Annotated in this window: 14 protein-coding genes; 9 read left to right on the top strand and 5 right to left on the bottom strand. The window is 51.7% G+C overall.

The genetic code is table 11. The annotated features are described in order from the left end of the window. Positions 1 to 351 precede the first annotated feature (351 nt). Both VK694_08230 and VK694_08225 read left to right on the top strand, forming a co-directional pair. Entirely contained in the window at positions 352 to 513 is a 162-nt protein-coding gene (locus tag VK694_08230) for a hypothetical protein (GenBank protein ID HTE58697.1), read from the top strand. A gap of 135 nt (positions 514 to 648) precedes the next feature. Next, positions 649 to 819, top strand: a complete 171-nt coding sequence (locus VK694_08225; protein HTE58696.1) for a hypothetical protein — start codon at positions 649 to 651, stop codon at positions 817 to 819. A 616-nt stretch (positions 820 to 1,435) separates the two neighbouring features. Here the strand turns inward: VK694_08225 and VK694_08220 are convergent. The 3 genes from VK694_08220 to VK694_08210 all read right to left on the bottom strand — a co-directional run bounded on the left by VK694_08220 (position 1,436) and on the right by VK694_08210 (position 3,018). Further along, complete coding sequence (locus VK694_08220; protein HTE58695.1) at positions 1,436 to 1,906, bottom strand: hypothetical protein; 471 nt, start codon at positions 1,904 to 1,906, stop codon at positions 1,436 to 1,438. After that, positions 1,899 to 2,264 (bottom strand): hypothetical protein, encoded by a 366-nt coding sequence (locus VK694_08215; protein HTE58694.1) that lies wholly within the window; start codon positions 2,262 to 2,264, stop codon positions 1,899 to 1,901. The genes VK694_08220 and VK694_08215 overlap by 8 nt, the downstream gene beginning before the upstream one ends. Before the next feature lie 67 nt (positions 2,265 to 2,331). Continuing rightward, complete coding sequence (locus tag VK694_08210; GenBank protein HTE58693.1) at positions 2,332 to 3,018, bottom strand: IS1595 family transposase; 687 nt, start codon at positions 3,016 to 3,018, stop codon at positions 2,332 to 2,334. A gap of 1,125 nt (positions 3,019 to 4,143) precedes the next feature. Between VK694_08210 and VK694_08205 the strand changes: the two genes are divergently transcribed. Beyond that, complete coding sequence (locus VK694_08205) at positions 4,144 to 4,458, top strand: hypothetical protein (protein ID HTE58692.1); 315 nt, start codon at positions 4,144 to 4,146, stop codon at positions 4,456 to 4,458. Positions 4,459 to 4,623: 165 nt separating this feature from the next. Here VK694_08205 and VK694_08200 read toward each other — a convergent pair whose 3' ends face one another. Continuing rightward, complete coding sequence (locus VK694_08200; GenBank protein HTE58691.1) at positions 4,624 to 5,460, bottom strand: LssY C-terminal domain-containing protein; 837 nt, start codon at positions 5,458 to 5,460, stop codon at positions 4,624 to 4,626. A 197-nt stretch (positions 5,461 to 5,657) separates the two neighbouring features. On the opposite strand from VK694_08200, the gene VK694_08195 reads away from it, so the two are divergent. The 6 genes from VK694_08195 to VK694_08170 all read left to right on the top strand — a co-directional run bounded on the left by VK694_08195 (position 5,658) and on the right by VK694_08170 (position 9,702). Further along, on the top strand, positions 5,658 to 6,119 hold the full coding sequence (locus VK694_08195; GenBank protein ID HTE58690.1) for a hypothetical protein: 462 nt from the start codon (positions 5,658 to 5,660) through the stop codon (positions 6,117 to 6,119). A gap of 35 nt (positions 6,120 to 6,154) precedes the next feature. Next, complete coding sequence (locus VK694_08190; protein HTE58689.1) at positions 6,155 to 6,613, top strand: hypothetical protein; 459 nt, start codon at positions 6,155 to 6,157, stop codon at positions 6,611 to 6,613. 540 nt (positions 6,614 to 7,153) lie between these two features. Then, positions 7,154 to 7,372, top strand: a complete 219-nt coding sequence (locus VK694_08185; protein HTE58688.1) for a hypothetical protein — start codon at positions 7,154 to 7,156, stop codon at positions 7,370 to 7,372. A gap of 206 nt (positions 7,373 to 7,578) precedes the next feature. Further along, positions 7,579 to 8,385 (top strand): A/G-specific adenine glycosylase, encoded by an 807-nt coding sequence (locus VK694_08180; GenBank protein ID HTE58687.1) that lies wholly within the window; start codon positions 7,579 to 7,581, stop codon positions 8,383 to 8,385. Between the two features lie 37 nt (positions 8,386 to 8,422). Further along, positions 8,423 to 9,076, top strand: coding sequence for a hypothetical protein (locus VK694_08175; protein ID HTE58686.1), 654 nt, complete (start codon positions 8,423 to 8,425; stop codon positions 9,074 to 9,076). A gap of 2 nt (positions 9,077 to 9,078) precedes the next feature. Continuing rightward, positions 9,079 to 9,702 carry a hypothetical protein gene (locus VK694_08170; GenBank protein HTE58685.1) on the top strand — a complete coding sequence of 208 codons (624 nt, stop codon included), beginning with the start codon at positions 9,079 to 9,081 and terminating at the stop codon, positions 9,700 to 9,702. Between the two features lie 6 nt (positions 9,703 to 9,708). On the opposite strand, the gene VK694_08165 is transcribed toward VK694_08170, so the two are convergent. Beyond that, positions 9,709 to 10,596: a mechanosensitive ion channel family protein gene (locus VK694_08165; protein HTE58684.1), complete on the bottom strand. Its 888-nt coding sequence runs from the start codon at positions 10,594 to 10,596 to the stop codon at positions 9,709 to 9,711. Positions 10,597 to 10,754: the final 158 nt, after the last annotated feature.

The raw sequence follows: 10,754 nt of genomic DNA, 5'->3' as shown, positions 1-10,754 counted from the left end.
TGCTAACGCATCGTCTACCCAAACAAACAGAGGCAAGATATTATGGTGGTGCAGCACAGACATTTTGTTTTCTCCTTTTTGTTTAGACACTAAAAGGGTAACAAATGTTTGGGCTGCTATTTAGTTTCGTGATTCAGGTGTGCTTATCTTTGATATTTTGACGTTTTTATGGTAATATACTGTAATCTTTGTTGAGCTTTTTGTTCACGAGGATGTTTTTTTGACAAACAGATAGATACAAAGTGAGGGATAAGCTCGGGGAATTTCCCGAGTTCATCCCTCACTTTGTGTGCAGCAGCAGTGCATGCTTAAGAAAGCGTAGAGTGCTTTCAAGTGAGGAAGGGGATCATTATGAGTGACCTCAGCATCATCGACGATCGCGACGACAACAACGGGCCCACCGACGACCCCGCTGGCGACGGCTTCTTCCACTTCTCCAACACCGACCCGACTCTCACCGTCGACGCCGACGGCGAGCCCACCACCTCCGAGCCCATCTACGCCGACCACTAGCTCGCCCGCGCTTCATCCCGCGTGAAGCGTAGGTAGCCGACTGCGGCAGGCAGGCAAAGTACGTTTGTACAACGATGTACACTCAGAAAAACCTGCCTGCCGCTTTGGGTGATAGTCTCTCTGGAAAGGAGAACTTTGGCATTTGTCTTGTCGTTTCTGTTTGCACTAGTGGTGAGTTGGTATCTAGAGGTTCGAAACAGTCGGCTCACGACTCTGCCACTGGATTGGGCACGGATTATCGTTGCCGCAATCATCTCTGTGGCGATTGTGTCGTTTCTACTCCAACTTGTTCGTGCCCTTGGCTAACCAGCCCCCACCCCAACTATCTGTTTGTCATACCCACTTCTGCAGATAAGTAGTTGCACTGACGAGCTCTAAGAGAGCGAAAAGTGGGAAGGCACCTATAAACCTCCCTCAATCCAACTTGATACCACTTATGTTTAGGCGTAGCATAGAAGGGCTAATCAAAGGAGCAATGGCCTCACGGCCGGAGCTCCTTTTTGGTTGGAAAATGGATGTGGATTGTAGTTATAACGGATAGAACGTACGACAAACCGTAAGATGTGAGGTTCGAGTCCTCACCAATCCTGGCGGGCCCAGATAGGCCCTAATAAAACAACAGAAGCCCGACAAGAAGCTTCTGTTATACGACAAACCGTGTTTGTATTTTATCATGGCCTATTCGAGTGGAAAAGGAGCTCGGCCGAGCTCCTTACAGAAACACGGATATATGGTATCACGTGGCCTACGTACCGGCTACCCTTACGAGCTGAAAGGCCTGTTCAATATAGCCATGCTAAAATAAACCCATGACAGCAAAGACAAAGACTATCACAAAGAAGCAGTTTTTTAGGGTTTTGAAGACGGTGGTGCGGAAGACTGACCAGGTTCAGAAAAAGAAATAGATACCCAGGACGCTTTGTTACTCGAGCTTCTCGCGGAGCGTTTTTGCTTCACCAGCTAGAGTTTGGAATGAGCTATCGAAACCGGATTGATCGGCAGCTGCCTCTTGAGTCTGTGCTAATGTGCCGATCTTGCCTTCGGTCTTGCGGGCGGTGTCCTTCAGCTTTTTATAGAAATCGCCAATCTCTTTACGGAGTTTCTGGTCCTTGATGAGGAAGAGCCGTGGTCGCAGGGTGTCATACGAAGAGGTACCGCCAATCAGATCGGTAACGTAGCTGGGGTGAAATAGCTGTGCCGACTCCCATACCTGATGCATACTGCCAATGGTCGTCTCGATGTCATGCAGTTCGTCCGAAAGACAAATCTTGATTGACTTGCGTTCGCGGCCACGCTCGCGCCACGCCCGAACTTCATCTCCAACGTAGCCACCTACAATGGCCAAGATGGCACCCAAGATGGCGCCTATGGCAACGAGCGTCAAATCACTCATATCTTATGGTTACCGTCCCGTCCTTGGCTGTAGTGTAAGCGGCAAACCTAGCGCGAACGTTTGTAGCGCTGGCTAGCTTCTTGGTCAGATCTAGCCTGTGGTCAGGTACGATGATATACAGCACGCCCGAGCCACTACCGAGTTCCTTCCACTCAGCTACACTATCAACTAAGTTTTCACCCGATTCAATCTTCATAACGAACAGAATATCGCTGTTGGGCGGCGGTTCGGGACGCATCATGATCACGTCCGGGAACTGGCCGGCAACCACCTTTTTATCGGTGCCTGTGTTGTCGATTACGCGGAATCTCTGCGAAAATTCTTGCTCGATCTGAGCAATAATCGCGGCTTTATTCATCGGTAACTGACCTTGTCATAATTATAGTATATACCAGACTATCCCTAGAAAGCCCATAGAGAACAGCCTATCTTTTGTCAATTCTACACATCAAAGCCCAAAACATATTCGCACGCTTGCGATTCGAATACCGCCAAGCATACTCATTGGCATAAGCCTGTACATACTTCGGCCCAATATGCCGATACACCCCCTTGATGCCCCGCTTAAAATGAGACCACACATTCTCGATATTCTGGGTGTAGCTATCCTCCCGGTAGTATTCACCCTTACCATGCTCAGTCCAGCGGTGCTGATACCCCATACGAGGCAGTGAGCGGTAGGCTATGTAGCCGTCAGTATGAATAAGTGTACCCTGTCTGACGTTGCGAGCGATCAGCGGATGCAACACCCTTGCTCCCGCTGCTTTAACGTGCCACACCTTTACTGCGCCTCCACGCTCCACCATGCCCACGACCACTTCACCTGTACGCCGTGCGTCAAAACCGTATCGCTTGCGAGCCGATGATCTTTTATAGGTATTAGCATGAAGGTATGTTTCGTCTATCTCAACCTCACCCGCCAACTGCTTATCTGGAGGCTGCATCAGACTGCGTATATCGTGCATCATCTTCCAGGCCGTAGGATAGCTGACGCCTACCTCGCGCTCAATCTGCTTAGCGCTTGTACCGGCCTTATTGGTGGCCATCAGGTATATAGCGAGGAACCAGCTCTTAAGTGGGACATGGGTGTTTTCAAAGATCGTGCCCTTCATCGGGCTAACCTGCCATGAGCACCTCTGGCAAGCATAGGTTTTGCGGCCTTTAACCCGAGTGTGCTTAGTTGAGCGATCACACTGTATGCAGAATATTCCGTGAGGGTAAAGGTAGTTAACCAACCAATCCAAACAGGAGTCATCAGTAGGAAAGTCGGACATCAAGTCCGCTATTGTATACTTCATTGGCCTAGACAGCTTTTGTTGTGTATATTCTAACACTTTACAGGGGTGGGTGCAACTCTTTTGAGAGCATTTCTAAAAAACCCTGCTAGAGTAGAAGCAGTTGCAACACTACTAAACCCCCCTCCCATATGGTGCTGGGGGATTTTACTTGCTACACTATTTCACGTAGCACCTGTGCAAGAGACTCTCCGGAGTCTCTTTACCTTTCTAGACCATCCGGAGCTGGTACTCTAGGATTGTTTACTCCCTATAGCAACCACCCCTAGTTATTGATATAATCCCTCTTGTCTAGACGTTCTTAACACATCGGGACTTTTTTTATTCCATAAAAATGGGCAGCCATTTGCTATCAATTGGAATAAACCCCGTTGAGAAGGTCTAGACAGCCAGCGATGGCTGTCCTTTTTATTTAAGGGGTTTATTTTTTATGAAGCGCTTCCCGTTATTTATACGTGTATTGGTATGGATTGGTATCCGGACTCCTTGTTGTGGAGCGGCTTTTGGGCATGGGTATAATCACGACTACTGCTCTAGGTGTGGGGGGCGATTCTTAGCCAATCCTGGCGGGCCCAGATAGGTCCTAATAAAACATTAGCACGGGACACAAGTCCTGTTCGACGTGTTTTGGGATTGAGGGAGGTTTATAGGTGCCAGTGGGAAGTATTGCAATTTTGTGGTTTTTATAGTATAAATATACAGTCTTTTTGGATAGCCAAAGGGACGTTTTTTGACAAACAGACAGGTATTTACTAGGTAAGATATGGGGAATCTACAAACAGATTCTCGATATCTTACCTAGTTCGCACTCGCCCCTCTACAGAGGAGAAGCAGTACGTGCGTTGGACAAAACGCCCGACCACGACCCGTCCGTCCGGAGCTCATCGTCGAGGACCCTCGTGCCGTCGTCGTGATCGAACCTCTCCCATCTGGGGCTTCATCATGTCCCATGACAGCTGGGTTGCGCCCGACCACGACCCCCAGGCCATGACCCTCGTCCAAGGAGAGCTCAAGCGTCGCTTGCTCGAGCTGCCCGAAGTCGCCGGTGTGGCCATGGAAAGCGACCGCATCAACGTCTACTACTACACCCGGATCCGCACCTTCGGTCGTGGCAGGCGCCTCAAGGAGCAGTTCAAGCAGCTGTACCGCGAGGTCGCTCGCCAACACCCAAGTTTCTTCCCGTCCTGTCAGGGTGGCCAGATGGCCTTCGGCTTCAGCATGCTCAACCCGGCCGAGCATCAAGGCGGCTGGTTCTAGCTACGGGGTGGGTCGCCAGGCGATTCTTTTTGTCTGGCGACCCGCCACCCCTTTACCTGCTGTTTGTCATACCACTTCTGTAAATAACTATTTACACTGACGAGTTCTAAAAGAACGAAAAGTGGGGTGGGGTGAGGTGAGAAACCCGCCCTGGCGGGTTTCTCATTACAGTTCTAGAATTTTCATGGTGCCATCGGTGTGCAGGTAGCCGGTCAGCACTCGATTTGTCAGACGGTATGGGTTGCCGATCTTTTCGCTGCGGCTCTTTTTGACCAGCCTGGTTTTTTTGAGTGTTCTGACAATCAACTCTCTTTCGGCGTTGGTGTCCGGATGTATCATGTGCGTGATCTGGGCGTTGTGCCGGATAACTCCCAGCCCGGTATCCAGCGAGGCCGCGCCCACCCACAGCGTGCGTTTGTCGGCTGCCGTAGACCGGTGAAGGCGATGCCAAAAAGACACATGATCTAAATGTCTGGGGTTGCCGGTGTGGCTGGCTGCCCAGAAGCGAACATGGTGGCGATGAGACGGATCATTGGCCAGCGGCAGCTGAAATCCCAGGTCCTGGCTGCGGCCCAGCAGATAGAGGTTACTGAAGGGTGCGGTAGAGTAGGGCCTTTTTAGCACAAAGCTCATAACCAGCCGCAGGATAGTTTTGGGCGTTCGGGTGTCTGCCTCGTGCCACCCTGCCTGCTTCATGGCTCGCCGTACTTGTTTTTCTGTGCCTACAATGCCCACGTTTATGGGGTCGCAGGCAAATCCGTCCGGAGTGGTGGAGTACAGCGGAATGTGGCGGGCCGGAAAAATAGACCGCAGTACACGAATAGCGGTGGGAATGAGCAGATAGGCCGACACAACATAGGCCAGCAGAAAAGCCACAGCCCAAGAGACAGACAACTGGTCATGCAGGAACGGCACCAAGTCTGCTACGGCAAAGTAGACAATAATCAGGCCGGGAATAAGAATCAAAAAGCGCTTTAGAAAACGCACCAGAGCGGTAACCATACCCCTATTGTAACGCCGCTAGGTGTATTGCGTTCTATATAATTTTATACTATAGTATACAAATTCTTTACGGAGGTACCCTCCAAAGATGTTTTTTGACAAACAGATAGATTTATACAAGATAAGACCCTGTTTTTAACAAGAGGCCAGAGCCTTATCTTGTATTTCCCCCATCAGCGTCGTCTGAAAGGACTACCATGACAACTGCTACGAATGATGAGGTCAACCGAAATCACTTCAGGGCCAAGCCCGATTCGGCTGACTTCTTCGGCATCCACGGCACGAAGTGCGAGGTTCGTCACTGGAGGTTCTGGCGTCGGACCGTCTGGCGTAGCAACTTCTACAACGAACTGCTACCCGGCCAATCCGCCACTGATTGGCAGCCCGTGGACTTGCTCCCGCTCATCGACCACCTGTTCGAGTGTTACGAGGCATGGGGCCACGGGGCTTGCATCGCGACGCTGCTGGTCGGTCCTACCGACGCGGTTCAGATGTACCTAGGCGGATTACTTCAGCTACACCATCTCAGGGCTGCCGTGGAACAGGACACCTACGTCGATATCCCGGACGTCCAGCTCGTTGGGCGAAATCTGACAGTACGGGTCGTTCCGAGGATAGCTGCCATGAGCGTGCTCGACATCATGGGAAACCCCATCTGACCAAGGTCAGGTCGTCATCTACCGAAAGGATCGCTATGAAATCTGCCCGTACCGAAATCCACACCACCAACTTCGAGGGCTGGACTACCGGTGTCAGGTTCTTCGACGCCGTTGGTGCCAAGCACAAGGTTCCGTGGTTGCGATTCCTGTTTCGTACCGAGTGGGAGACCAACTTCACCGGGCCCATGTACTCCACTCCTCGCATCAGCCTGATGCAGGGCACCCTCTATTGGTTCATGAAGTACGCCGAGATCCTCGGCAAGGTCGATGAGATTGCGGTTGCACAAGTCTCGTCTCGGGCTGCCGTCCGCATGTTCCTGGAGGGCCTGCTCACCATGGATCACCTCTACATCGCCGTGAACTACGACACCCACGTCGAAATGACTCCTGTCCAGCTGGAAGGCCGGCACATGGTCGTTCGCGTTGTGCCTTCCGGGCCGTCACTGACATTCCTGGACCGCCAGGACAACATCATCGAACTGCCCGAAGAGTAGACCCCGGTCCATCTCGTCTAGTGGCGTAGCGGACTGCCAGATGCAACCTGATCTGGCAGTCCGCCGCTCCCCCAATCTATCTGTTTGTCATTCTTTTTATGAACCTCGGACGATTGCATACAATAGTTGATGTTTTTTATAAAATATGTTAAAATATACTTAATCTTTGTTGAGGTGACTCGCGGAGATGCTTTTTTGACAAACAGATAGATTGATACAAGATAGAACTTTGTTTTTTGGCAAAAAAATAGAGCTCTATCTTGTATCTACTCCCTGCCAGCAGGCGGCGCTTTTGCGACCGACCTGACCCTACTCCAAAGAGGAGGCAATACCTTGGCAACCACGCAATACGGAACCATGGATGTTCAGCTCAGGACGACCTACGCCCACATCCTCGGTGTCGATGGCTCGATGCGCCAGCGCCGTCTGTGGGGTATCGGACCTCGGCGAACCGAGTGGCGCATCAGCCCTCACGACAACTGGGTCCCTCCCTCGAGTCTTCTGCCACGCATCAAGTCGCTGTTCGACCACGACATGCGCATGTACAAGATCGATGACCTAGCCATACTGCAGGTCGACCCCACCATGGCAGTCATGCTGTACCTGGAGGGCATCCTGACCGGTAAGCACATTCGCAGGAAGTACGACGACTACGTCGACTTCTACGATGTCGAGATCGATCGCCGCTTCGTGACCGTCCGGGTCACGACGCATGCGGCCGAGATGGCCACTCTGGACAAGGACGGTAACGTCCTCTGATGGTCCATGGTGGGCAGGCAAGTATGCAGGTGCACGAAGTGTCCCGCAGAACGCCTGCCCACCAGGGCTTCTCCACCCCCAACTATCTGTTTGTCATACTACTTCTGTAAATAACTATTTACACTGACGAGTTCAAGAGTCTACTCACCCCCTTCCGGTAGACTCAGAGAACGAAAAGTGGGAACCTCGGTTACAATAGCCACCATATGGAAATGCGCGACTTCCAGGAGATGGTGTGGCAGTATTACCACCAGTATGGGCGGGCTTTGCCGTGGCGTCTGCCAGAGTCCGATGGTACATTTGACCCCTACAAGATTTTGGTCTCAGAAATCATGCTGCAGCAGACCCAAGCAGCACGAGTGGTCCCGAAATATACTGCATTCTTACAGCAATTTCCGTCTGCTCAAGCCTTGGCCGCGACGCCCCTGGCCAAAGTGCTGGTAGCCTGGAGCGGGCTGGGGTATAACCGTCGAGCCAAGTACCTGCACGAGGCAGCCCAACAACTAGCTCAAGCGTCCCATTCGTGGACTATCCAGGATATGGTGGCTTGCAAGGGCGTTGGCTACAACACGGCTGCGGCCGTGGCTGCCTACGCCTACAATCAGCAGGTGGTTTTTATAGAGACCAACATTCGGACGGTTTTTATCCATCACTTTTTTGCAGACCGTGATGCCATTGATGACAAAGAAATCTTGCCCTTGGTAGAGCAGGCACTAGACGGCGAGCATCCACGGGAATGGTATTGGGCGTTGATGGATTATGGTGTACATCTGAAAACGACGGTAGGAAACGCATCGCGGAGTAGCAAGCACTATGCCAGACAGTCTACTTTTGAAGGGTCTAAGCGACAGGTGAGGGGCCGTGTACTCAAAGCCCTCCATGCACAGCGCTATAGCCGCAAAGAACTAGCCGACCTGGTTGAAGATGATCGGCTCACAGCGGTGCTAACCGACCTTATAAAAGAGAAGCTTATCAGCGAAACGAAAGACGGAATTTCGCTCGGGGTGGACTGAAGTACTTATGGTAGAATTATCAACAAGGAGCTCATTGATGAAAATACGTCTAAAGCTAGTACTCGCCGCGGTCTTATTGGTGCCCGTGATGTCTGTTGGCGTAGTCGGTGCGGTCGAACAGACCGGTGGTGATATCCCACAAACCAGCACCTACACCCCAAAGACCGGCAACGAAGGACTCAGCCTGCAACAACGCCTAGAAAAGCGCAAAACCGAAATAAAAACCAAACTCAGCGCAGTCGAAAAAACCCGGGTAACCACCCGCTGTAAGGCGGCGCAGGGCAAGGTAGCTTCTGCCCAGGCCAGAGCCAAAGTGATCGACACCAGGTATGCAGGCTACGAAAAGGCTCTGACGCACCTGCAGCAACTCAAGGACAAGCTCAAGGCCAAAGGCGTCGACACCACTGTCTACGAGCAACAGCTGGCAGTCCTCACAACCAAGACCCAGACCTACGCCGACGACGCGGCTGCCTACAAGGAATCGTTAAAAGACCTTGCAGAGCTAGACTGTGCGGTCGACCCTGACGCCTTCAAGGCATCACTAGAGACTTCGCGCAAGCTGCGTGCCAAAGTAGAGGCAGATGGCAAGGATATCCGCAGTTATTACACGATGACCATCAAGCCAACACTTTTGAGCTTGCGCCAGCAACTCGTGAACAAAGAAGGCCAAAATACGGAAGGTGGGATGTAGCCATGGCTGACGATACTACTACAGAAGAACCAAAAGACACACCCAAACCAGGACCAGTGCGTCGCGGTGTTATGGATATTCAGCGCCCACGTCCGCAGGCGCCGCTGGCATCTCGTCCAGCTCCAGCATCGGTAAAAGTCGAGACTCCAGCCGCTCCAGCAGACGAAGAGCCGGCTTTCATTCCGGCAGACGAAGAGTCAGCACCAACGCCTGTTGTTGATACGCCCCCTCCAAACAAGCGGCCGAACATCATCGAACAAGCTGCGGCAGCTGATGCTAAGGCGGCAGCAGACAACCCAGCAGCAACTCACGACCCACACCAGCAGATGTTGGCAGCCCATGCTTCCAAGAAAGGTCGTCCAGTGGCAGTTATCGTGGTAGCCGTTCTCATTGCTCTGGTTATGGCCGGGCTAACCGCGTTTGCCTACATGAAGACCAAAGACTCTACTAAAACTACTGGCGACCACCCCAGCCAGCAATCTGCAGCACCCGAAGAGACCCATACACAGGGCGCAACCACGGCCGACGTTGATAGCGCTAGCAAAGAGGTAGACAGTGCAGCTGCCGCCAATGAAGCAGCCGACATACCCGAATCTGACCTGACCGATCAAACCCTAGGGCTCTAAGAGCTACTAGGTTTCGTCTGTGCTCGCTGCTAGCTTGATATGGTGTTTATCAAAAGATTTTTTGAGTAGCTTGTAGAACTCGCTGCGGATTTTCCATTGGGCGGCCGGACTTGTTTTTGCCAATACCCGGACACTGATGCCCTTACCACTCAAGCCTTTGACGTTGGCCAGGTAGGGCGGTTCTATGATCTTGTTTTCTAGCTCTGGCAAGGTAGCCAGCTCCTCGCCCACTTGTTTAATAACTTGGGTGAGTTTTTCTATGTCGGTGCGTATGTCTACCACAATATCTTCATTCATGCGGCTAAAGCCAAGCGTCTGGTTGGTGGTAACCCCAATATTGCCATTGGGCATGTGGTGCACGTTGCCGCTTAGGTCACGCAAGACAGTGGTGCGGATGGTGATATCCTCGACGATACCGCTCACCTCTCCGACACCAGCGCCAGCCACTAGAGTGATCTCGTCGCCAATGCGGTACTGATTTTCTATGATGATAAAGATACCGCTGACCAAGTCCTTGATAAGGTTCTGCGCGCCAAAACCAATGACTGCGCCAATCAGACCGGCACTCGTGAACAAGACCGTTTTGTAGTCGGGGCGTATCTCGCTGATAATCATCAGGCCGGCAACAGAATAGACGGTCAGACGTATAACGCCGTTAGCTAGGCTATAGAGGGTTTTGATTCGCTTTTCGCGGTCAGATTTGGTAGGGTATACATCTGGACGGACAATATGCTTGAGCAGGCGCTTTGAAAGCTCAGTAGCGACTCGCCGAAGAACCAAAGCACCCACCAAAATAACAAGTATATTTATCAGGTGTACTTGCAACCATGTATCGGTTGAACGTACCCAATCGTCAATTCTGAGGACTAGGTCTTCAATGATCGTATCTACCATTAGCTATAGTATATATAAGTTTATGCCTAAAGCTCACCTAAAGTCTCTCTTTCTACTGCAAGACGGCCTGATGGCACGCCTTGCCAGTTTCGCTTCGCACCATATCTACGGATATGCCTTGTCGCGAGAACTGACAAAGCGCGCTCATCAGGTCCGCC

Source organism: Verrucomicrobiia bacterium, from assembly GCA_035489575.1.
Taxonomy (GTDB): Bacteria; Patescibacteriota; Saccharimonadia; order Saccharimonadales; family JAGQNK01; genus DATHJY01.
Note: the sequence above shows the minus strand (reverse complement) of the source record. Positions and strands in the feature narration are given on the sequence as shown.